The 23,678-nt window shown below is 51.7% G+C and carries 20 protein-coding genes; 15 read left to right on the top strand and 5 right to left on the bottom strand.

Annotated elements, in window-relative coordinates; all coding sequences use genetic code 11:
- Window positions 1–282 precede the first annotated feature (282 nt).
- The 13 genes from LX98_RS08265 (at window position 283) to LX98_RS08205 (ending at window position 15,962) form a co-directional block, all read left to right on the top strand.
- Window positions 283–1,254 (top strand): DUF4007 family protein, encoded by a 972-nt coding sequence (locus LX98_RS08265; RefSeq protein WP_496428450.1) that lies wholly within the window; start codon window positions 283–285, stop codon window positions 1,252–1,254.
- On the top strand, window positions 1,247–4,711 hold the full coding sequence (locus LX98_RS08260; RefSeq protein WP_496428449.1) for a hypothetical protein: 3,465 nt from the start codon (window positions 1,247–1,249) through the stop codon (window positions 4,709–4,711). The genes LX98_RS08265 and LX98_RS08260 overlap by 8 nt, the downstream gene beginning before the upstream one ends.
- On the top strand, window positions 4,708–5,517 hold the full coding sequence (locus LX98_RS08255; protein ID WP_496428448.1) for a phosphoadenosine phosphosulfate reductase domain-containing protein: 810 nt from the start codon (window positions 4,708–4,710) through the stop codon (window positions 5,515–5,517). The genes LX98_RS08260 and LX98_RS08255 overlap by 4 nt, the downstream gene beginning before the upstream one ends.
- Before the next feature lie 13 nt (window positions 5,518–5,530).
- A complete protein-coding gene (locus LX98_RS08250) occupies window positions 5,531–6,709 on the top strand; it encodes a hypothetical protein (RefSeq protein WP_496428447.1) in 1,179 nt (392 codons plus the stop codon).
- A gap of 363 nt (window positions 6,710–7,072) precedes the next feature.
- Window positions 7,073–8,713: a DEAD/DEAH box helicase family protein gene (locus tag LX98_RS08245; protein WP_496428446.1), complete on the top strand. Its 1,641-nt coding sequence runs from the start codon at window positions 7,073–7,075 to the stop codon at window positions 8,711–8,713.
- A complete protein-coding gene (locus LX98_RS08240; protein ID WP_496428445.1) occupies window positions 8,694–10,520 on the top strand; it encodes an ATP-binding protein in 1,827 nt (608 codons plus the stop codon). Before LX98_RS08245 ends, LX98_RS08240 begins: the two co-directional genes overlap by 20 nt.
- Window positions 10,520–11,449 carry a phospholipase D family protein gene (locus tag LX98_RS08235; RefSeq protein ID WP_496428444.1) on the top strand — a complete coding sequence of 310 codons (930 nt, stop codon included), beginning with the start codon at window positions 10,520–10,522 and terminating at the stop codon, window positions 11,447–11,449. The genes LX98_RS08240 and LX98_RS08235 overlap by 1 nt, the downstream gene beginning before the upstream one ends.
- 287 nt (window positions 11,450–11,736) lie before the next feature.
- Window positions 11,737–13,200, top strand: coding sequence for a DNA phosphorothioation-associated putative methyltransferase (locus LX98_RS08230; protein WP_496428443.1), 1,464 nt, complete (start codon window positions 11,737–11,739; stop codon window positions 13,198–13,200).
- Window positions 13,201–13,278: 78 nt separating this feature from the next.
- Window positions 13,279–13,962, top strand: coding sequence for a hypothetical protein (locus LX98_RS08225; protein ID WP_496428442.1), 684 nt, complete (start codon window positions 13,279–13,281; stop codon window positions 13,960–13,962).
- 169 nt (window positions 13,963–14,131) lie between these two features.
- The gene (locus tag LX98_RS08220; RefSeq protein ID WP_496428441.1) at window positions 14,132–14,611 is read left to right on the top strand and encodes a deaminase; all 480 of its coding nucleotides are present in this window, start codon (window positions 14,132–14,134) and stop codon (window positions 14,609–14,611) included.
- A 456-nt stretch (window positions 14,612–15,067) separates the two neighbouring features.
- Complete coding sequence (locus LX98_RS08215; RefSeq protein ID WP_447965593.1) at window positions 15,068–15,256, top strand: type II toxin-antitoxin system HicA family toxin; 189 nt, start codon at window positions 15,068–15,070, stop codon at window positions 15,254–15,256.
- An 11-nt stretch (window positions 15,257–15,267) separates the two neighbouring features.
- Window positions 15,268–15,516 (top strand): type II toxin-antitoxin system HicB family antitoxin, encoded by a 249-nt coding sequence (locus tag LX98_RS08210; protein ID WP_442433398.1) that lies wholly within the window; start codon window positions 15,268–15,270, stop codon window positions 15,514–15,516.
- A 236-nt stretch (window positions 15,517–15,752) separates the two neighbouring features.
- On the top strand, window positions 15,753–15,962 hold the full coding sequence (locus LX98_RS08205; RefSeq protein ID WP_496428440.1) for an AbrB/MazE/SpoVT family DNA-binding domain-containing protein: 210 nt from the start codon (window positions 15,753–15,755) through the stop codon (window positions 15,960–15,962).
- 548 nt (window positions 15,963–16,510) lie between these two features.
- On the opposite strand, the gene katG is transcribed toward LX98_RS08205, so the two are convergent.
- The 3 genes from katG to LX98_RS08190 all read right to left on the bottom strand — a co-directional run bounded on the left by katG (window position 16,511) and on the right by LX98_RS08190 (window position 21,848).
- Complete coding sequence (gene katG / locus LX98_RS08200) at window positions 16,511–18,736, bottom strand: catalase/peroxidase HPI (RefSeq protein ID WP_496430581.1); 2,226 nt, start codon at window positions 18,734–18,736, stop codon at window positions 16,511–16,513.
- Window positions 18,737–19,351: 615 nt separating this feature from the next.
- The gene (locus LX98_RS08195; RefSeq protein WP_496428439.1) at window positions 19,352–20,197 is read right to left on the bottom strand and encodes a sterol desaturase family protein; all 846 of its coding nucleotides are present in this window, start codon (window positions 20,195–20,197) and stop codon (window positions 19,352–19,354) included.
- Window positions 20,198–20,909: 712 nt separating this feature from the next.
- Window positions 20,910–21,848, bottom strand: coding sequence for a PGN_0703 family putative restriction endonuclease (locus tag LX98_RS08190; RefSeq protein WP_496428438.1), 939 nt, complete (start codon window positions 21,846–21,848; stop codon window positions 20,910–20,912).
- A gap of 260 nt (window positions 21,849–22,108) precedes the next feature.
- Here LX98_RS08190 and LX98_RS08185 point away from each other — a divergent pair, with 260 nt between their 5' ends.
- A complete protein-coding gene (locus tag LX98_RS08185; RefSeq protein ID WP_496428437.1) occupies window positions 22,109–22,282 on the top strand; it encodes a hypothetical protein in 174 nt (57 codons plus the stop codon).
- A 155-nt stretch (window positions 22,283–22,437) separates the two neighbouring features.
- On the opposite strand, the gene LX98_RS08180 is transcribed toward LX98_RS08185, so the two are convergent.
- Both LX98_RS08180 and LX98_RS08175 read right to left on the bottom strand, forming a co-directional pair.
- On the bottom strand, window positions 22,438–22,830 hold the full coding sequence (locus LX98_RS08180; protein WP_496428436.1) for a DUF5615 family PIN-like protein: 393 nt from the start codon (window positions 22,828–22,830) through the stop codon (window positions 22,438–22,440).
- The gene (locus tag LX98_RS08175; RefSeq protein ID WP_496428435.1) at window positions 22,827–23,081 is read right to left on the bottom strand and encodes a DUF433 domain-containing protein; all 255 of its coding nucleotides are present in this window, start codon (window positions 23,079–23,081) and stop codon (window positions 22,827–22,829) included. The genes LX98_RS08180 and LX98_RS08175 overlap by 4 nt, the downstream gene beginning before the upstream one ends.
- A gap of 311 nt (window positions 23,082–23,392) precedes the next feature.
- Here LX98_RS08175 and LX98_RS08170 point away from each other — a divergent pair, with 311 nt between their 5' ends.
- Entirely contained in the window at window positions 23,393–23,566 is a 174-nt protein-coding gene (locus LX98_RS08170; protein ID WP_496428434.1) for a hypothetical protein, read from the top strand.
- Window positions 23,567–23,678: the final 112 nt, after the last annotated feature.

Raw genomic sequence — 23,678 nt, 5'->3', positions numbered from 1 at the left:
AATCTTTTGGATATTACCTGCACTACCCCCAACAGGTTTATGCCATCTTCTGAAAATTATCCCTTGGATCTAATAGAGCAGCTCCTCGCAAGTGGAGGGTTTTTTCTTGAGATCGGTCCCCAATTTTTATGCTAAATATCTTCCAACAAATTTCAAAACGCACCACACCCCACCGCCAAAATTTCATCAACAATAATTCTGTACATTGTTCTAAGGGTCCGGTAGGATTGCCTAAATAATTCATACATTACAATCAAGTAATGATGTCATCATTCTTCCAAGATGCCTAAGATTTACAAGCCAACGATACCAATTGAAAAGACCTATCGTATTTCTGGTCACGAGTCGTTTCCGTGCCGCTATACTTGGCTACCCAAAGCGGTGCGGTGCCTAAAGGAGAACCCCCAAATTTTCTCGAGCGAAGAAGAAGCTATGGTCACCATGGGCGTTGGCAAAAACATGGTCCGTTCCATTCGATTTTGGGCGCAAGCAGCAGGCATGACTACGCTGAGAGGGAAGGGCGAAGGTCATGTCCCTACACAGCTGGGCAGTATGTTGCTTGGTGAAAAAGGGTTCGATCCATTTCTCGAAGACATTCGAACGCTTTGGTTAATCCACTGGAATCTGTCAACCGACACCGAGAATCCACTGCTAGCGTGGGATTATCTTTTGAACCGCTGGCAGGAACCTGAAATCGTCCCAAGTTCTGTTCTCAAGGCGCTACAAAAGGAAGCAGAAAGGGAGAATGACCGGCTTTCGTTGGTCACTTTAGAGCAGCACTTCGATGCGTTCCTGCACACCTACGTTCCAACCCGTGGCCACAAAGGAAAGGTTCAAGAAGACAATCTCGATTGCCCCCTAGTCGAACTCGAACTCATTATCACGGTAGGAGAGCGTCAACTTGACCCCACTTCAGGCAAACGCGAAACAGTTTACAGTTTTCGTCGTGAAGAGAAGCCTGATATCACGCCCGAACTTTTCGTTTACTGCTTGAACGCATTTTGGCAAAAGCACCATGCAGTAGAAGCAACCCTGGCCCTGCGAGAAGTTGCACATGGGCACGGTAGTCCCGGCCAGATCTTCAAGCTTCCCGAAGAAGACATTCGAACACGAGTGGACGCTTTGGCACGGCAGACGAACGGTTGGTTTGTTTATCAGGAAACAGCAAGCCAGCAGCAAATTCAAAAATCCGGCGACGGGGATCATATCGGGTTGCTTAAGAAGATCTATTCAAGGGAAGCCATTAATGTCTAAGAAAAGAATTGGCGATCTATTTCAAGTTAAAAGCCGTTTCCTGCGGTCCGCACACCTTGAAAGAGATTTTGAAGATCCAGGGGTTTTGTCTGGTTACGTCGTAACGGATTTCACCCGATCATGTTTGGGACGTGTGGCCAATGGCTTGAAGGCACATTCAGGCCAGCGAGCCTGGCGAATGACAGGCGACTACGGTTGCGGAAAATCGAGTTTCGCGCTATTGCTCGCAAACTGGTTCGCTGGGCGGGACAAGGCATTCCCTTCGCAGATTCGCAAGGCCGTTGACTTTCACCAATTTGGAGTACCGCGCCCACATTTTGTTCCTGTGTTGGTAACTTGTTCTCGCCAGGCATTGGGAATTTCTATACTTAACTCGCTACACCTTACGCTCAGCCAAATTTACGGCCGTGGGCCCAAAGCGAAAATCGTTCAAAAAGTAAAACATTTCCTTGAGGCAAGTTGTGAGCCAACGGAAGACCAAATCTTTAATCTCATCCTCGAAATTAATGCTCGAATCATCATGGAATCAAAGGGCAAAGGCCTATTATTAATTCTCGATGAGCTTGGGAAATTCTTAGAGTTCGCAGCCCTTCACCCACAACGACAGGACGTATTCCTCTTGCAACGATTGGCCGAAGCAGCCTCTCGCAGCGGTGAGCAACCATTGTTTGTCATTAGTTTGCTCCATCAAGGGTTCAACGCCTATGCAAACCAGCTCAATCAGTCTTCGCAACGAGAATGGGAGAAGGTTGCAGGGCGTTTCGAAGAAATTGTCTTCAATCAACCAATTGAACAAGTCGCCAATGTCATTGCCTCTGCAATCAACGTTCGAACTCAGGAAATTCCTAAGCTTCAAACTCAAGAGCTAAGCCAAGCAATGGAGCAAACTGTCGCCCTAGGGTGGTTCGGTTCGGCACCGTTTAAATCTCTCCAAAGCCTGGCAATTAAGCTTTATCCCCTGCACCCAACGGTGTTACCTATTCTCATTCGCACCTTCCGACGGTTCGGCCAAAACGAGCGTTCGTTGTTCAGCTTTCTTCTCTCCAACGAACCGTTTGGATTGCAAGCATTTTCCGAGAAGAACCTTTACGAAGGTGAGCCCTATCGGTTGCACAACTTCTACGACTATGTACGAACTAACTTCGGCCATCGTCTAGCTGTCCAAAGCTATCGTAGCCACTGGAATCTGATTGACTCCGTAGTTGAGAGCTTCGCGACTGAAGACGAAATACAAATAAAAACCCTGAAAACCGTCGGTATACTCAATCTTATTAACGACGGCGATCTCCTACCCACTGAAGAAGCGGTTGTGTGTGCCCTAACTGGGATTGATAAAACAGCTAGGAAGCAAGTTCACTCAACGTTGGAGAAGTTACATAAGGGCAAGCGAGTTCTTTACGATCGTGGCCGGGCCCGTGGGCTATGTTTGTGGCCCCACACCTCAGTTGACCTCGAAAAAGCCTACGACGATGCACGCCGGGGCATAGATACCCCGGAACGGGTCTCCAGTGTTATCAAAGATTTTCTCGAGTCCCACCCTATGGTAGCTCGCCGGCATTACATCGAGACCGGAAACCTGCGGCACTTTGACGTCCGTTACTGTTCAGTAATGGAATTGACTGGGTTGGGGGAACAAGAGGCGCATGACGCAGATGGATTGATTATCGTTCCGTTGTGCGAGACACCAACCGAGCGTACCACAGCTCTGGAATTCGCAAAGCAGCCTATATTAAAACAGCGGCCAAACTGGCTGATAGCCATTTCCCAACCACTGCACAGCCTGGCAAGCCTTGTTCAGGAAGTACAGCGATGGGAATGGGTTTCCACGAACACGCTTGAATTGAACGCCGACAAGTTTGCCCGCGAGGAAGTTTCCCGCCAAAAAGCCGCAGCCAAGTTCCAGCTAGAAAAGCGAATTCAAAGTTACATCGGCTTCAAGCAATTCACAGGGCAAATGATGCTGGAATGGTTTCAAGAAGGGCGTCCACTCAAAATTAGAGATGGCCGCCACCTTCTTTCCGAGTTATCTCAAATCTTTGACAAAACCTACAAACTTGCTCCCCGCATCCACAACGAACTCGTCAACCGTCGCAACCTCAGTTCAGCAGCAGCAGCAGCTCGTATGCGGCTCATTGAACGTATGTTTACAAACGCAAACATTGAATTGTTAGGCATGAATTCCGCCAAGAAGCCACCGGAGATGAGTATGTACCTCTCGGTGCTTAAGAACACCGGGCTGCACCAAAAACATGGTGACACATGGCGTATCGCCGAGCCGCACCATAAAATTGATGAGAAATGCGGGCTGCTTCCCGCATTGCGATTGATTCGGGAAATCTTGCAGAAAGAACCGGACCGGCGTGTCAACGTTGCCGGGCTGTTTGCAGAACTGAGAATGCCACCCTACGGGGTCCGCGACGGGCTCATCCCGCTGCTATTAACAGTGTTCGCTATTGCGCACGAAAAGGATGTCGCCTTTTATAAGGATGGCACATTCCTTCGAGAACTCAACGCAGAGGCGATGCTGGTCCTCACCAAAGCGCCTGAGCGCTTTGACATCCAATACTGCAAGATTGAAGGTGTCAGAGCCGAACTCTTTCAAAAGTTGTTGATCGTGTTGGAAGTCAAGAGCTCGCAAGAGCGAGAGGTTGAATTACTCGATGTCGTGAAGAAGTTGTGCGTATTTGCGGCACAGCTTCCAGCATACGTCCTCAACACAAAGAAACTTCCCACCCCGGCACTGGCCGTTCGGGACCGCATTCTGAATGCTCGCGAACCCGCAAAGCTCCTATTCACCGACTTACCTGAGGCATGCGGCTTCGAGCCGATTCTGCCCGATTCGACACTTGGCAAACCGGTTCAGGCTTTTGTGAAAACGTTGAAGACTGCGCTTGACGATTTAAGAACCGCCTTTCCTGAATTACAGGAACGTCTACGAAAAGAGCTCCGTGTGGCATTCGATTTGCCTGGGACCTTTGAGAAGTTTCGGACTACACTGGCAGCACGTGCTGAACAGATCGTGCTTACTGTTAAGGAACCGAAACTTCGTGCATTTTGCCTCCGTGTAATGGACTGCAACCTTCCGGAGTCTGACTGGCTGGAATCGCTCGGTAGCTATCTGGCACTCAAGCCGCCCTCCAAATGGCACGACGCGGAAGAAGAGGCCTTCCACAATGAACTCGTCCAACTTGCGACAAGATTTCATCGGGTCGAAAGCATCGTATTTACAGGTAACAAAACTCCCACGAATGCTATTGGCATACGATTAGCTGTCACCCAGGCAAACGGCATCGAGCACGAGCAGGTGGTACATTTCACCGCAGACGAAGAGCAGCAATTGCGTGGTCTACAAACACAGTTTGAGGCCCTTTTAACCAAAGACAAACGCCTGGGGTTGGTAGCAGCCTCACGGGCCATTTGGACCAACTTGGAGAAAGGGAGCAAAGCAAAAGCATGAACAAACGGACCAGACACATTCTTTGCATGTCCGGCGGTAAGGACAGTACCGCACTGGCGCTATACATGCGCGACCGTGTCCAAGATATGGAATATGTCTTTTGCGATACTGACAAGGAGTTGACGGAGACGTACGAGTACCTGAATTGCGTCGAGGCCTTTTTGGGGAAGAAAATAGTACGTCTGAACGCAAAAGCCGGATTCGACCATTGGCTTGATGTTTTCGGAGGCTACCTTCCGTCACCAAATATGCGATGGTGCACCAAGCTGCTAAAACTCAAACCGTTTGAAGAGTACGTCGGTGAGGAACCTGTAGTCAGCTACGTTGGCATTCGCGCTGATGAAGACAGGGTGGGTTACATCAGCACAAAGCCAAACATTAAGGCCGTATTTCCTTTTAAAGAAGATGGCATAGATTACGCAGGGGTGATGAAGATTCTCGAAGACAGTGGTATTGGAATGCCCCCCTATCTCAAATGGGGCAGGACCCACTCAGGCTGCTATTTCTGCTTTTTTCAGCGTCCCATTGAATGGGTACGCCTCCTTGAGAATCATCCTGAGCAATTTGAAGAGGCTCAGAAATACGAGAAAATCACAGACACCCCTGGCAAGTCTTTTACCTGGAATGAGCGCATGCCGCTGAGTGAATTACGGAAACCTGAAAACATTGCCCTGATCAAACGGCGCTACGCCGAAGCAGAGGAGCGGAGAAAGGCCAGCCGAGGGAATAAGAGGCTCATCGAAGTCTTAGGGGGAATGGAAGAAGACGACGATGAACCTAAAGCCTGTCTAATCTGTCAACTCTAGGAAGTTCTGAACAATGAAAGCGGGAGACTTCGTTGAGGCTTTAGAAAGATTCTTCATCGACATTGTTGGGACGGTTGTACCAGGCCTAGCGATGATGGTGGGCATTTGTTACGTCACAGGAAAACCGTTTATTAGTTTTTCCAAAGTCCTTCTGAATAGGAACAGTGAATACGAGTGGATACTGCTGCTTGGATTTTCATACATACTTGGTCATGGAGTGAGCAGCCTCGGTGGCCGCATTCGAAAAAGGTTGGAAAAGGTTTGGCGCAGCAAGCTGGTTACCAAGAATAAAAATTGGCTGCTTACCTTCGTCATGCCTGAGAAAGAGCTGTCGGACAAGCTCACGCGAGACCCCATCTTCAAAGCATTTCGCGGCTCATTGTTTAATCGCATTCCATCTTTGGCCGCTGATGCCAATCAGGTTTCGAATTACAGAACTTGGAGAAATTTAGCGCTTAGCGTCGCTCAAGAAGATAGTCATCTTGTGTATAGATTTACATTCCTGTCCCTTCTGAACCTTGGTATCGCAACTGTCCTGATTTCAATCAACCTCGCGTGGCTAGGACTGTTGCTTGCAAAAGCCTTAGGAGCGTCGGTTGAGGTAATTGGCTTCAACTTCTGGCTTCCTATCATGCTCATTGCGGCCCCGCTGTTTTTTGAAAGATATTACACCTTTGCGAGAATTGCATTTCAACTACCCATTTCAATGGCCATTGCTAAGCTAAACCTCCAAACACCAAACGCCCCAAGCAAGTCATCGAGCAACGAGAAGTTGTCGTCAGCCACGCCTTTAGCGGATCGGAAGCGGCCCACAGTTTACTTAGCGGGGGGATTCCAGTCAGGCTGGCAGGACAGGGTTATGCGCGCGGTTCCTTCCCTTGATTATTTCGACCCAAGCTCGCATGGACTTAAATCAAAAAATGAATACACTGCGTTGGACTTAGAGGCTGTTAGGCGGAGCGATTGTGTCTTCGCATATTTGGAAGCAACCAATCCAGGTGGTTACGCTTTAGCGTTGGAGGTCGGATTTGCAAAGGCACTCGGCAAGTTTGTCATTCTTGTCGATGAGAAATCGTCAACCGATGAGCAAATCGCTCGGCACCTAGAAATGTTGGCTGAGACATCTGATGTTGTGTACAAAACGCTCCAAGAGGGCATCAAAATGTTGGGGCAATATAGAGCATTGGCATAAAGAACCAAAAATGGATTGAATTCTTGCGTCATTATGGGCCTGTGCCCAGGAATGACAATATGTACGACGAGACGATTCAGCGTTGGGCTCGGCGGCAGGGAATTGCCCCCATTGAATTTAAACATCGGTCTTATACCCGCGTCGTCCAGTGTCTTGACCGAACCACAGCTAACCCTGTGCCAATAATTCTTACCGGCGCAACTGGCTGTTGGTAGACTTATTTTTGTAACGAGTGTGGAAGGCACTCAATAAAAATGAGATCGATTAGGCATTTACTAACGCGTACCTCAGCTTCATGTTTCACTATCCAAAGGACTGAGAGCCGTGTTTGGACTGGAACAAGTCGCCGAGGAGAGGAGGGGCATGGTTGAGGCACCAGGAATCTCGATCCGATTGGTCTTGAGTGCCGCTCCGGAGTCGGCGCTGCAGGACTTCGTGGGATTTGCCACGGTCAATGTGCTGTCAGCATTAGCCCCCGAGCTAGTCACGCGCGACAATCTGGTCGAGCTTGCAAACCAATCCGCTGAGCCGATTGAAATATTGCGACGCAAGGAGCTACGTGACCAAATCATCAGTCTATTGCCGTTGGAAAAGGCGCAAGAGCTTGCAGAAAAGCTCGGTGTCGACAAACGCGGGAAGTCACTTTATGATCGATTGATCGCTGAGACGAATGATCGACGCACAGAATCTGCACTTCTAAGTTTTTTCGGGGTTGTTTTTCTGGATCGGGCACCTGGTGCCGCCGATGTGCCCGAGAAGGAAATCGTTCCAACATATGGCCTTTTCCCACATCAACGGCGGGTTGCTGATCAAACTCTTGCTGCACTACGGGAGCACCCCCATAAAACTGTGATCCATATGCCAACAGGTGCAGGAAAAACGCGAACGGCGATGCACATCGTGGCAGATACCATCAACCGGAACCCTACCCGATTGGTCATTTGGCTGGCACAAAGCGGCGAACTCCTGGAGCAAGCTGCAGATGAATTTGAAGTGGCATGGTCATCTCTCGGCTCACTTCCGTCTTCGGTATATCGTTTCTGGGGTCCGTATGATCTCGAAATTGCCGAGGCAAGAACGGGGTTTCTTGTGGCTGGATTTGGAAAACTTCATGCCCTCTCGAAGCGCGACGCGAACATGATCATGCGTCTCGGGGACCGAGCTGTGTTGACAGTGGTAGATGAGGCCCACCAAGCGATTGCACCGACTTACAAGGCACTGATCAGTTATTTATACGAGAAGAAGCCAGGAAACGCACTGCTCGGACTCACCGCGACACCAGGGCGAACATGGGCGGACATCGCAGCCGACGCAGCACTCGCCGAGTTCTTTGGGAATCGAAAGGTTACGCTGCATGTCGACGGGTACATGAACCCCGTGCATTACCTGATAGATGAGGGTTACCTCGCGCGGCCTACGTTCCGTACATTAAACGTGGAAGCAGGCTTCACTCTATCGGACAGTGATCTGAAGGACCTGTCAGAAGAGCATGATATTCCACCTTTGGTACTCGAACGCCTTGCCGCGGATGATCGACGGAACATCCGTATCATTACAACGGTCGAGGATATACGTCAACAGCACCAGAGGATCATTGTCTTTGCGGCGACCGTCGGTCACGCTCACTTAATCGCGTCGATCTTGGGATTACGTGGGACACAAGCCTTCGTCGTAACGGGATACACAGACAGGACAACGCGAGAACGAGTACTTACGAAATTCAAGAGCAATGCCCCTGAACCGATCGTAATGTGCAACTTTGGAGTTCTGACAACAGGTTTTGACGCGCCTAGGACGAGCGCCGCTGTTATTGCTCGTCCAACGCGATCGTTGGTGCTCTACAGCCAAATGGTGGGGCGTGCAATTCGCGGTAAACGCGCGGGCGGCAACGCGACGGCAGAGATCGTGACCGTCGTGGATCCTCAGCTACCGGGCTTCGGCGATATCGCCGACGCATTCACAAATTGGGAGGACGTTTGGAACTATGACGAACGACGAACCTGATCTCCGCGTGGAAAACGACATTATCCCAACGGAACTCGCCATTCGCGCTATGCGCGATAGCGGCTATCGTAACACAGCGTATGCCTTGGCGGAGCTGATCGATAATTCGGTGCAAGCAAAGGCAAACGTGGTCGAAGTCTTCTGTATTGAGGAGATAATATTAGTTAACCAGAGGCACAGAAGACGTATCAACAAGATCGCCGTGCTTGATAACGGAATCGGGATGCAGGTAGCCGTACTGAGGCTAGCGCTTCAGTTCGGTAATGGAACTCATCTCAATGATCGATCTGGAATTGGCCGGTTTGGGATGGGCCTTCCCAACGCCTCGATATCTCAAGGAAAGAGGGTCGACGTTTGGACGTGGCAGAGCGGTCCTGACAATGCGATCCACAGCTATCTCGATGTTGAGGAGATCCAGAATGGAAAACTCAAGCTCGTCCCAATGCCTCAGCCAGAGGCCGTCACTGCAGAATGGCGCTCTCGTGGGAAAAGCTTCGGAACGACGGGCGCCTTGGTCGTATGGAGTAAGTTTGAAGATGAGCGACTGACGTGGAAGGGCGCCAAGGCAACGCTAGAGAATACCGAAGCACTAGTCGGGCGGATGTACCGTAAGTTCATCAATAAAGGCGATCTGCGTATCCATTTGCATGCCTTGGAAGGCGCGAACAACGTACTAATGGATCAGTACGTTCGGGTCAACGATCCGCTCTATCTGATGGTTCCATCCTCAACGCCAGCACCGTTCAATAGCAAACCGATGTTCCAGCAATGGGGGGAGGAAGACCAAGTATTCGGAATCAATTTTCATGGGGCGAATCACAAAGTTACCGTACGGGCATCTTGGGCGCGATTGGAAACGTTGCCGGACGACGGGACTGATCGCGGTGCCAAGGATTACGGAAAGCACGCGGCAAGAAACATTGGCGTTTCGATCGTTCGCGCTGATCGTGAACTCGACTTAGACCCATCATGGGCCATCAGTTACGACCCCCGTGAACGGTGGTGGGGTATCGAAATCGATTTTGACCCGGCGCTTGATGAGATTTTCGGCGTCACCAACAACAAGCAAGCGGCAACAGTATTTTCCCATATGGTGAATTTCGATTGGAAGACCGAGGCGGAACCGGGAGAAGAGTTTTTGGATTACAAGCGCCGGATCACGGAGGAAGGAGATCCGCGAGCTGATCTAATTGATATCGTCAATTACATCCGAACGATCCTGCCAAAAATCCGTCAGGCCTTGGAGGACCAAGCGAAGGGAAGGCGGTCAGGTGGCAAACGGCATGGTGCAACCTCAGTCGAGGACCGCGCCTCAACGAAGTTCAAGGAACGCGCGACCACGGGCCACGAAACAGCCAGCGACATGGAGGTTTTCGATGAAGACGCTAAAGATGCCCTTGTCGACGATTTAGTGACAGGGAAGAACTACTCAGAACCGGCCGCGAAGCATATCGCCGACGCCGTTAAACGGCGAGATCGGAAGGTCATCTTTATCGAGGCATCGAGCGAGATGGATGCCTTCTTTTCGGTAGAACCGAAACCCGGCGGAATAACCGAGATAGTTTTCAATAGCTCTCACCCGGCCTATGAATATCTCCTCAGAACTCTTGACGCGGATACAGCAAATGCGACAGATCGCGATCTTGTGGGTCGAATTATGAATGCGTCCGACACCGTCAAGATGCTATTTGCTGCATGGGCACGGCAAGAAATCGAGGATATGCCGAATCGGGAAAGGCTCCGGCGAATGCGAATGGACTGGGGCCGGATGGCACGGGACTTCCTGACAGATGAGATAGAGGGCTAATGCGTGCACTCGGCGAGAACCTTGTCACAGCTGCGGCCGCTGCGCGCCGTGATGTCACACTGATCGCCCCGTTTATGAAGGTCGGTGCATTGACCACAATCCTCAAGAACGTGCGCGCAGAGATTTCTGTGAATGTGATCGCCCGGTGGATACCGACCGAGATTGCCGTCGGTGTTTGTGACTTGGAAATCTTCGACGTCGTGTCTGCGCGATCGAAAGCAGCTCTCCATGTTCACCCTTTGCTCCATGCAAAGCTCTATCGTTTCGATGATGTCGTGTTCTTTGGTTCTGCAAACCTGACGGGAAGAGCCCTTGGTTGGAAAGCGCCTGCGAACATTGAACTCCTGCACGCTTCGAAGGATCTGCTGAGTGAATTGAAGGTGTTCGAGGCCGATTTGTTGCGCTCCGCTATTCGCGTAGACGCCACATACCGGGACGTTATTCTGGCACAGGTCGAGAAGGCGAAATCCGCACCTATTGCAGCGTCGGATGTCTTGGAAACCGAAACCCACGGAGTTGAGCCAACATGGCTTCCGACCTGTAGGACGCCTGAGCGATTGTGGAGCGTATACAAGGAGGGAGAGGCCACGCAGCGCCGAATGGTTGAATCCGCTTTTAAGGCAGCGTTAGTGGACCTCGCCGCGCTCGACATTGCTCCGGGGCTTCCACAGGCTCGATTCTATGAGCATGTGACTGCGACGTTAAGGCAAATGCCGTTCGTCCAAGAGATCGATGTAGCTGCTCAAGACGGTGTGACTGCGGTTGCCGCGTCGGCCCTAATAGAAGGTATTGCACATCAGGGGACTTTGCCTTATCCACCGGCAGACATGTGGGAGGTCTTGCAGGCATGGTTAATTCATTTTTTCCCGACTCGCTATCGTCGCGAGGCGGCAACTGAGGTATTCCGCCAAGGGAGAGTAATCGGCTGACAGGAACATGGCCTTGATGATATTCGAAGGCGCATGAAATCGGCGAGGCAGGCGGAACCGGACGATGCGCAGACACAAGTACCATTCATGGATTCGGACTTTTGAGCGAAATGGTGAGGTTACTCAATCGCCCTAGTTGATCCGTAAAATGACTCTTTTCTTGGGAAGACCAAGAAAACAACAAATCGTCGAGTGAACATCGCATTGGTATTAGCATATTAAGCCTGGCGATTTTTTCGCACTGACATACCGAGTCTCGTCGGCAGAAACCGGCCTACTGTTAAGAAATGCAAAATTCTGTTTTACATTGTATACCGGATAACAAACTCCGCAGAGGTCGGACGGCCCTGCGGAGAGTCGCGTGTTCACGGCCCATCGCTCTCGCCTTGTCTGATGGAATCATCACCACGGCCACCAGCACATTCGATTATGGCTGCGGACACGGTGCCGATGTCCGGTATCTTCGAAAACGTAAGATTAGCTCTTCTGGCTGGGATCCGTTCCACCAACCAGAGGCTGCGCTCGTATCAGCAGATGTTATCAATCTCGGTTACGTACTCAACGTCATTGAAGATTTAAAAGAACGGGCAGAAACCTTGCAGCAGGCTTACTCGTTAGCGAAACGAGTTCTGATTGTCGCTGTACGGGTGGAACGTGCTCTTGAAGATGCTTCAGTATTCGGGGATGGCGTGGTCACTAAAAGAGGAACATTTCAGAAGATTTACACGCAAGATGAATTTTTGAAATTTCTTGAGAGTGTATTGGGATGTCGACCATATACCGCAGCTATAGGCATTGCATACGTCTTTAAGAATCAGGAAGCTGAGGCCCCATTTCTTGCCGCACGTGCGTTCACGCAACGCCTTGAGTATCGAACCGACTTGGTTGAGGAATTCGCCAAGAGCAAACTAGCCCGTCGGTATGTTTCTCTATCGTGTCGCCTTGGTCGGCTACCTTTGCCGGAAGAGTTTCCCAAACTCGATCAGCTTTTGGAAACTTTCGGGTCTCCGCAACGAGTTGCCCGCCTTGCTCTTCGGCATATTGATTACGACGCTTTCTCCGGCTCACAAGGCCAACGACGAGAAGACATCCTAACGTACTTTTCCATGATGAGGCTGCAGGGCCTTAAACCACCGCCTTTGCTCAAATTGCCCATATCAGTCCAAGCCGACATTAAAGAAATATGGAAGACCTACCGGACAGCATTAACAGAAAGCGAACGTTACCTTTTCGCACTGGGTAATCCCGAAGTTATCCAGAAAGCCTGTAAGTCCTCAAAAATCGGAAAGCACTTACCTAGTCATATCTATGTCCATCAATCTGCGGAAGACGAACTACCTGCCCTTCTTCGAATAGTGATTTTTGCGGCCAAGCAGATTGTCGGAGAAGTGCCTTACAACATCGCAAAGATTGCCGTGGATGGGCGAACAATTTCATTCCTGGACTATCCCAATTTTGATGAAGATCCCCATCCAGCTCTTCTCCGTAGTGTGCAAGTCTACTTACCCAAAACAAGTTTTAATATTCGTGACTATTCCAAGGGGGACAATCCCCCAATTCTCCACCGCAAAGACACTTTTGTGACTAAAACCTACCCCTACTATGCGACATTCCAACAACTTACTTTACAAGAAGAAGCTGAAGGGCTACTGTCGGCTTCAGATATCGGCTATAAACAAGCATGGGAAGCCTTGCTTCGTTCAAAAGGCCTCTGCATCATTAATCATCAGCTACAGGCGTTTGGAAAGTAGACCGCCAAAATCAATGTGAAGACTTCCAAAAACCAGCACCCACTGCTTTCATAATCCCCAATCTTTGTGAAGAAGCTAATGAGAAAACGAAAATTGTCCAACGAGCAACTGATTGCAGCGGTGGAAAGGGTATCGACAGAAACAACGCTCAAGGAAATAGAAAGCCTTATTTTACAATTATGTACAAGGATAAAAAATGGCGATCCTCTTCCTCCCAGTGCATTCCAGGCCGGCTACAGGGGATGGGAACATGTGCTCTTTGAAATCTGTCGGAACCTCCGAAGAAAGAAAAATCTTTCCATAAAGTCGATTAAAACACGCCGAAATTTGCCAAGCGATATCTTGGTTTCTTCCTACCCTGAAAATAATTCCATCACCAAAATTCTTGAAATCACTCAAGTTTTACTTCCAATGGTCATCCAAAAATTTACTCCAGGAAAGCCAGACTATTCAGGAACTAAAGAATATAAAGAATATTGGGATTATTGGTTTGAAGTACCTGGTTCCCCTGGTCAGTATGCTTCCGTGGGAATTTCAAAGAAGGATGCTTCTTTATATTGGTGTGCACCAAAACCCGCTTCAAACAAACTTCAATTTTTTCTTAATGCTGGATACTATGAAGATGGAAAGGAACTCTATAAAGATTTCATTCTCCAATCTGATTTTTGTAATCTCTCCACATCGCAACAGGAACATTGGTTTAATAATTTCATTTCAGAGCAATTAATGGAATACGATGAATTAGAAATGGAGAAATATTAGGAGTGGTTTCTGATGCCTTTTCTACATCGCCAAAAGGTCTGCTAAGGACATTCCCAAAAATATAAGAAAAGAGATAAAGTTTTCCCTGAATAAATACCTGCCCCTTAGTGCACAACGGCAAAGATGATTTTCTGGGAAAAAGTAGGAAGCAGTGGTTTTTCCTTAAAGCATGCGGAACACCCAACAGCCCATGTCCCCCGCTGATTTCATGCGCCTGGCCATTTTCATGGCGAAGAAGGTACCTCATTATCCCTTCGGAGCCGTGATCGTTCGCCGGACAACCGGAGAGGTCCTCGCGAAAGGGTACAATCGCTCTTCCCGCAATCCTCTCGTTCACGGCGAAATCGATGTCATCAATCGTTGTGCGACCGCCCATGCACCGGTCGATTGGACCACACTCGATTTATATACGACCGCTGAACCCTGTCCGATGTGTCAAAGTGCGATCGAGTGGGCCGGCATTGCCACCGTCTACTTTGGCACGTCGATTCCGTTTCTCCAACACCACGGGTGGCGGCAAATCGATATTCGGGCCGAGGAGGTGGCGCGAAGGACTCCGTTTCGGAATACGAGAGTGATTGGGGGGATTCTGGAGCAGGAGTGTAATGCGTTGTTTGAGGCAGCACGGCGGAGTGCATGTGAGAAATAAGTTTTTTGATTATGAATTGGGAAAGAATCAAAGTGTGTTGCTTAGATGCCGGGTTTCGGCCCGGCAGCCGAGCCACTTTTGTTTCGGCAAAAGTAGCCAAAACCATTGACGCCCCGTCTGGTTCATTAGAGCGGAGGGCCGCTAACTTTTTGAAGAGCGGACCAACTCGCAAAGCTCAAACAAGGTCCGCTAGATGCTAAGAGCGTCCCTCCCTTGGGCCAGACGGAAGGCGTCGAATCAATGGGCCGCTGATTGGCACACCGCCGCGCTTGGCCGACTTGAAGGTTATAATGGAAGAACCTCTTCTTATTTGTTCTGCTGTTCGCTGACTGCCTACACCAAAATTCATTTTCCACCTTAGGAATCAGAATATTGTTTATGACTACGCGTTGAACGCTTTAAGGTACAGCCTTGAAGGTGTATAGTTCTCTTGATAGGATCAGTGAGGATGCCACAATGACATTTGCAGAACTTGTCCGATTATTAGAAAAACAGGGATTCTCCTTGTTAAAAGAGAAAGGCTCCATTCGATATTATCAGAAACGTGGTCATGACAAACTCATTCGGGTCGATTATCATGGTAAAAAAGAGGTCCCATCGGGAACATGTCATGCCATTTTGAAGGCTGCCCGGATCAAGCAATAAAGGAACAGGCTATGATTGATTTACCCTATTCTCTTATCATTGAAGCAACCGACGATCCCACATTTTTCGGATTTTATTCTCCGGATCTCGAAGGATTTTCGGGCACAGGGCATTCCATTGAAGATTGCCTGTATCACGCTCGTTGGGGAATGGATGAGCATATCACCCTCTTACAAACCGAACACTTACCTGTCCCCCCAAACAATCCGCAACCCACCGTCCTCATCAAAAACGCCCAACCCGCCGGCAGTGTATCCTGAAGTCAGTCCCTTAGGCCTCTTTCGCCTGACCCACGCATTTACCGTCTCATTCAACCGATTGGCAGTGTTGCGGTTTCATAAAAGATACATTCAAATGGCATTGAGTTAACTCTCGTTATCTGGATGAAATTTTTTCACTATGAGACGCAGACAAGTCTTTGCGAAAGACCCCGCGCTCGACTAGCCAACCGAATGTCGATAGCATGGCAGATCATGAATTGGTAAGGAGACTTGATATGGCTACGATCACGATTTCACCGAGATTTCAAATTGTGATTCCGAAGGACGTGCGCGAGAAACTTCACCTGACCCCTCAACAACGTTTGCAGTTTGTAGAAAAGGGTGGAGTCATTAGCCTCGTGCCGGAAGTGCCGCTTAAAAATCTGAAGGGAGCACTGAAGGGCATGTCCAAGGCAGCCATTCGCGAAAAACCGGGACGGGCATGATCTATCTCAGATAGGGACACCTTCAGTAGTCAGAACGCGTTTTGGGGGGATAGCGATCCGGCCATCCGCCGGGCTGATTTTCCACTCCAGAATTATCAATCGTTTTAAAACCTCTTCCTCATCACGCCTTCTCGTTGCTGGCTGATAGATGTCGGGATTCGGCCCGGCAGCCGAGGTCCTTTTGTTTCGGCAAAAGGACCCAAAACCATTGACGCCCCGTCTGGTTCATTAGAGCGGAGGGCCGCTAACTTTTGAAGAGCGGACCAACTCGCAAGGCTCAGACAAGGTCCGCTAAATGCGAAGAGCGTCCCTCCCTTGGGGCCAGCCGGCAGGCGTCGGATCAATGGGCCGCGGATTGGCACGCCGACCCGGTTGGCCGATCTGAAGGTGATTGGGATGACAAAGCGAGGGGAATGCCAGCCTTACCGTGCCATGGCCAAGCCAGATCCTTCGCCTAAGGCTCAGGATGACAAAAAAATGCCAATTTACTTACCACTGTCAAATGCGTCACGTTTCGACTTGGGGCGTCGAGCAGCCGAGCATTGGCGTTAGCGGGATGCCATGGTTTTTGTTCCGGTTCGCTGGGCCGGAGGAAGGTCGAATCGATCGAGATTCATGACCTTGGTCCAGGCCGCGACGAAGTCATGGATAAACTTCTGTTTCGAGTCGGCACTGGCGTACACTTCCGCAATGGCCCGCAGTTGCGCATTCGAACCGATCACGAGATCGACGGCCGTGCCCGTCCATTTGACCTCACTCGTTTTGCGGTCCCGGCCTTCGTACATGTGCTCTCCTTCGGAAGACTTTTGCCATGTCGTGTTCATGTCCAGCAGGTTCACGAAGAAGTCATTGGTCAAGGTTTCAGGCTGTTTCGTGAAGATCCCATGGAGGGAATGGCCGACGTTGGCATTCAAGGCCCGCATGCCGCCGACGAGCACCGTCATCTCGGGAGCGGTGAGCGTTAAGAGGTGCGCACGATCCACCAACAGCTCCTCCGGCCGGCGATCCTGTTCCTGTCCGTAGTAGTTGCGGAATCCATCGGCGGTCGGTTCCAGCGGGGCAAAGGCCTTCACATCAGTCATCTCCTGCGATGCGTCGGTGCGCCCGGGCGAGAAAGGCACCTGAATAATATACCCGGCCTTTTTCGCCGCTTCCTCAACCGCGGCAGACCCGCCCAGCACAATCAGATCAGCCAGCGAGACTTTTTTGCCGCCGGTTTGCGACTGATTGAAGTCTTGTTGCATCGTCTGAAACGTTTGCAAGACCTTCGCGAGTTGGGCCGGTTGATTGACCTTCCACTCCTTCTGCGGGGCGAGGCGAATGCGGGCTCCGTTGGCGCCTCCCCGTTTGTCTGAATCCCGATACGTGGCCGCCGATGCCCAGGCGGTCGAGACCAATTCCGGTATGGTGAGACCTGATGCGAGAATCGTGCTCTTGAGATGCGCGATGTCCTGCTCCCCGATTAAGGGATGATCCACCACGGGAACCGGGTCCTGCCATAACTGCGGCTCAGCCACCCACGGGCCGAGTAACCGCGAGACGGGCCCCATGTCGCGATGAATCAGTTTGTACCACGCCTTGGCAAAGGCTTGATCCAACTCTTCCGGGTTGTCATGAAACCGTTTGGATATGGGCCCATAGATGGGGTCCATCTTGAGTGCCAGGTCCGTCGTGAACATCATCGGGGGGTGCTTCTTGGACGGATCGTGCGCATCCGGCACCGATCCCTCCCCGGCTTTATTTTTGGGCGTCCACTGCCACGCACCACCAGGACCCTTCACCAGTTCCCAGTCGTAGCCGTAGAGGTTGGTGAAGTAGCCGGTGGACCATTGCACCGGGGTGAACGTCCAGGCCCCTTCCAGGCCGCTGGTGATCGTGTCGCCGCCCTTGCCTGTTTGATAGGAATTGTTCCAGCCGAGGCCTTGCTCTTCGAGTCCGGCCGCTTCCGGTTCCGGCCCCACATACTTGCCCGGCTCGGCGGCGCCGTGGGATTTGCCCAGGGTATGGCCGCCCGCGATGAGCGCCACGGTTTCTTCATCGTTCATGGCCATGCGGCCGAAGGTTTCCCGGATGTCTTTGGCGGCGGCGAGCGGATCCGGTTTGCCATTGGGCCCTTCCGGATTGACGTAGATCAAACCCATCTGCACGGCGGCGAGCGGATTTTGGAGGTTGCGATCGCCGGTGTACCGCTTGTCGGCCAGCCACTCGCGTTCAGGTCCCCAGTAAATATCCGCTTGCGGCTCCCAGACGTCTTCGCGCCCTCCGGCAAATCCCATTGTCTTAAATCCCATCGACTCCAGGGCGGTGTTCCCGGCTAGGATCATCAGGTCGGCCCAGGAAATTTGACGGCCATACTTTTGTTTGATGGGCCAGAGCAGCCGGCGGGCCTTGTCCAGGTTCGCATTGTCGGGCCAACTGTTCAGGGGCGCAAAGCGCTGTGCCCCGGTGGAGGCGCCCCCGCGACCGTCGGCAATGCGATACGACCCGGCACTGTGCCAGGCCATGCGGATGAAGAGCCCCCCATAATGGCCGTAGTCGGCCGGCCACCAGTCCTGCGACGTCGTCATCAGCGTTTCGAGGTCCTTCTTCACGGCTTCCAGATCCAGTTTCTTGAACTCCTCGGCGTAATTGAAATTCTCACCCAGTGGATTGCTCATGGGCGGATTCTGATGAAGGATGTCCAGGTTCAACCGATTCGGCCACCAATCCTCATTCGTCCAGGCCCCGGCGGAAGTGGGCCTGAGGGTTGCGCCTGAGCCTTTACCCGACTCCATTTTTTCTCCGTAGGATTCGGCCTCTTGCGTTTGTGAGTCGGCAGCGTGAGCCGGCGCCATCCCGCCGGTGGTCCCCATGAGACAGCCAAGGGCCAGGGCCACAAGCCAGACTGAATGTGTTCGGTTGAATCGTCGCTTTGTGTGTCGTGGCGCACCTCCGTTTCTGACGGGGCACCTCTTTTCGGTTTCAATATGAGACATGTGATTTCTCCTGGTGAGTTATCTAGTGTTTGTTGGTTTGATCTCATTGTATTTAGACGGCGTATCAGTATCAGTGGTGAGGTGTTGGTATTAGCTCGCTTTGGTGTTGGCTAGGCTTATGTTGTCACTCTGATCTTTTTCCCGGGACTCGAGATCTGCAGAGGCAACGATCATAGGGAGGCGTGACGCTCAGACCCACCGGACCGTAGCGTATGCGATGGATCAACCTTATACAAACATTAGTGCAGATCCACCGTTTCTATCGCAAGGGGTGCCTTCACATTTACAAGGCGGTCAGAAGAGAAAATTTATTTTCCTTCGACAAGTAGGGAACAGGACTGTCAGGGATGGGCTCTTGGTCAGGCTCAAGACAGGTTCGTCGGCGGACGGGCGGGATGGCCGTGACTCTCGCCGTTATTCCTGGCGCTGGGTGACCTCTGTCTCCTCTGCCATCCAGGTGGGATATCGTCCCGGTTTTCCTAGAAAGGGTAAGGCCATCAACATCAACCAGGTGAGTTTGCTCGGGTCCCGGTATTCTTCCAGTCCGATCGTCATCCCTGTCTGTCCACGGCTGGGATCAGGCAGGTAGGTGCCGAGCAGGCGATCCCACCAGGGCAGATTAAATCCGAAGTTCCGGTTGGTCTCCCGGGGAATCACCGAATGATGGATCCGGTGCATGTCCGGCGTGACCAGGAACCATCTGAGCAGACGATCCACCGTCCAGGGAATGCGCACATTGCTATGGTTGAACATGGAAGTGGCATTGAGCAGGACTTCGAAGGCCACCACCGCGCCGGGTGAGGCACCGATCAACAGCACCGCGGCAATCTTGATGACCATGGAGAGGAGGATTTCGAGCGGGTGAAACCGCACGCCGGTGGTGACATCGAAATCCACATCGGTATGGTGCACCATGTGCAAGCGCCAGAGGATGGGGACCGCATGCATCAGCACATGCTGAAAATACACCACCAGATCCAACAGGATGACGGCGAGGCTGAGTTCCACCCACCAGGGCCAATCCAGTTGATGAAAGATCCCCACTTGCCCTTGCCCTGCCAGGACCGCCGCACCCACCGCCCCTGCTGCCAGAAGCACCCGGATGAAGAGGGTACTGACACCCCCCATGGCGAGATTAATGATCCAGCGTGTGGACCGGTCGGCAGACCATAGACGTCGGGGAGCCATGCGTTCCCATACGGCCATGATGGCGAGGATGCCGATAAACGCGCTGATGCGAATGATGAGGTCAGTGTTCATGGGGAGACTTTAGATTTGCCTTAACACACTAGCTCACCTTCCCGTGTCGGACAAAGGAAAAGAAGGGGAATCCTTTGACAGGGGGTCATGAGGGGAAAATCCCATTCTGAACGGTGACACTATCATTTGGCGCGCTTTGTTCTTTTTTAGTGCATTCCGGGGTTTCCAGTGCATTCCGGGGTTTCGCCCCGGACGGCGAGGTTTCGCCTGGTGCGTCTCGAAGAGCGCGACCTTTGTGGTGGAGGCAAAAGTGGCCAAACCCATTGACGCCCCGTCTGGCTTCATTGAAGAGGAGGGACGCTAACCCTTTGAAGAGCGGCCCAACTCGCCGGGCTCAAACAAGGGCCGCTAGATGCGAAGAGCGTCCCTCCTGTGGGCCAGCCGGCAGGCGTCCAACAAAATAGGAAAAGAATCCTTATCTAATTTCCAAGAAAGTGGTTGATCGCAGCAAGGATAGTGAAGGGAAGAAAGAAGCTGGGGGTTTGGCCCGGCAGGCGTCGGAAAAAAAGATGCTGTGTAGGATGAGAACGCGTGTTGTGAAACTGGGATGAAGTGGTTAGGGCTCAGATCCTTCGCTCTCGCTCAGGATGACAATGAGGAGAGAAAGGTTTGCCAACAATCTGCAGGGATAACGGAGCAGGAGAAGAGAGAGGCTTGATTGCACCCAGTGGGAATGATGCATTCAGATGGCGAATCAAGCGTAGGCGTCTGCTTATCTTCTATTTTGCGAGACCGTATGTCGGGTTGTGCGACTCCTCCCCTGTGGTTTCTTCCGGTGTTTATGGCTACGTGCTATTTTTTTGTTGACCCATTCTTGTAACGCTATCCATACGGTATCCGCCCCGCTGTTCTCTCTGGTTGCCTCTTGCGCGCATGTCAGAATCTCTTGATACGACCGCACGTGAAACTGGACCTGATCCTGTCTGACCGTCTCGTTGAATTCGCTCCATTCAGGGGCTTTGACCTTTTGGGCCATGGGCAGGTCGGCACTGTCCGCATAGACGATGACGACCGCCGGTTGCTTATTTTTCTGCCGCGCCAGCTTATAGGCCACGACGAGAGTGCGCATCCATTGGTAGGCCGGTCCCGCGAATGGACAGGGGTGGTAATCTGTGTGGGCATCGAGGTGAAAGACTTTCGGAATGATGTCCCAATATTGAATGTCTTTTTCGCTTAAGGCGCAACGACTGGTCATGTCGATGACTCGCTTGGCTTGCTGGGCATAGTTTCCGTTGCACGGGACGGAGCCATTGCGCCGCACCGTTTGCGAGCACGCCCCTCCATCCTGCTCCGTAAATTTACATTCAAACATGATCACGGAATGGGGATTTTCCGCATAGACATCCACTTGGGTCGGACGGGGTTCATTGAGCAATGATGGGCGCGCGCGCCATTCCAAGGTGATCTCCCATGGAGGGCCGGCCGGCACCCCAAGGTTTGTTGCCAGGGCATCGAGAATCGCATCGCAATCAGGGGAGGTTTTGATGGTGCCGAAGACATCAATCGCGAGTGCTTGGGATGAATGCGTGACATGCGTATCGATGGCTCCTCCCCGGCCTGTGTGCCACGGAAAGGTATCCCATGGCTCACAAGCTTGATGCGCGTGGGGAAAGATATTGCGTTCGAGGCGTGTTCTGGTGGCATGGTCCATAGGTGTTGGCCTTTAAAGTGAGCATAGAAATTGGAATGTGGTGTTTATTGTCTTTATCGGTGAATGGGGGATGAAGCTGAATGATGTGAGGAAAATTGGATTTGGGGGAGAGGTTAAGAAGAGAGAAATGGCAGGGACTGACTGCAGAAAAGGAATGCCGTTTTAACGCCTAAGGTGAGGGCTTCCGGGGTTTCGTCCCCGGGCGACGAGGTTTCGCCTGGTGCGTCTCGAAGAGCGCGACCTTTGTGGTGGAGGTCAAAGTGGCCAAACCCATTTTGGCCGTGGCATGGCCCTTCGGGTGTCCTGCGCGGTTCACCGACACCGGCGGCGGGCAAACTCGCCTGGCTCAAACACTGCCCGCCTTTTCTCCGGTGCCGGTTCCACTGCTCGGCCATGCCACCAGGCCAAGAAAGCTAAAGGGCAAAGCTGAATGACCTCGCGGGCCTCAGACAAGGTCCGCCAGATGCGAAGAGCGGCCCTCCTGTGGACCAGCCGGCAGGCGTCGGAAAAAGTAGAAAAGGAATAAATGAAGAATATTAAAGAGAAGATAGGTCCCGGGGTTTCGGCCATTGGTACCTATCCTGTCTTTTTAAGGGGTTTTTTCTTCCGAATCTTCACGGGACTCACCAAGACGAACTTGGCGAAAATGCCCCGGACTCGCGACCGTGAAAAACCCTCGTAGCTTCGGCTGAGATGAAAAGAAGATCTGCAAAAACGACATCTGCTCCATAGGGGATTGTCCGCCCAGACGAAACAAGACAATGCCGGGAGCAGACTGTTGCCGACAACGAAACACTAATTCGCCAAAATCACGATCGAAAGTCAGCAACACACGAGATTGAATGACGGCTTGGCGCAACACCTCCTCATCGGAAACCCCTATCAGTGACTCCGCTGCATAGAGGACATCGTCGCCGTGCGTTCGAAGCAATTTGACTATTGAGGCAGGAAAATTTTCGTCGGCAAGATACCGGTCACTCATGCGGACGTTCCGGTCGGCGGCAGCAGATAGAACCGTTCCTCCCGGAAGATTTCCGCAGCATACGCCAGCACAGCTCGGATTCGATCCTCAGTCAGGTTGGGGTAATTGTCACATAGGGCAGGTTGGTCCCATCCAGCCGCCAGCAAATCAAGTACGAACTCCACAGACAGACGAGTTCCCTTGAGAGCCGGTTTTCCTCCCAGAATTGCTGGATCGGAAACAATGTAGTCTCGCCAATTAATGGCGGGCATGATGCTTCTCCTTACCCTAATCTTTCGGCAATAGGGATGCGTGAGATTAAAAGTATAGCCAAGACCCTATGAGAAGTCACCAATCCCATTCCTTCCACCCCGGACGCCCGCCTTTTATAGTGAGCGTGGATTCGGGTTAATTGTTGCACTTTGATCTGACACAAGGAGAGGTTGAAAGTGCGATCAGTAGTTGGCTGATGAACAAGGTTGAAGGTGAGGAGAGAGTTTGTTAATTCCGGGGTTTCGTCCCCGGACGAGGAGGTTTCGCCTGGTGCGTCTCGAAGAGCGCGACCTTTGTGGTGGAGGTCAAAGTGGCCAAACCCATTTTGGCCGTGGCATGGCCCTTCTGGTGTCCTGCGCGGTTCACCGACACCGGCGGCGGGCAAACTCGCCTGGCTCAAACACTGCCCGCCTTTTCTCCGGTGCCGGTTCCACTGCTCGGCCATGCCACCAGGCCAAGAAAGCTAAAGGGCAAAGCTGAATGACCTCGCGGGCCTCAGACAAGGTCCGCCAGATGCGAGGAGCGTCCCTCCTGTGGGCCAGGCAGGCGTCGGAAAATAGAATAGGAGTCTTTTATGGATGATCATGAAAATCATG

This window comes from Nitrospira marina (assembly GCF_059568365.1).
This window is presented reverse-complemented; position numbering and strand designations above follow the sequence as displayed.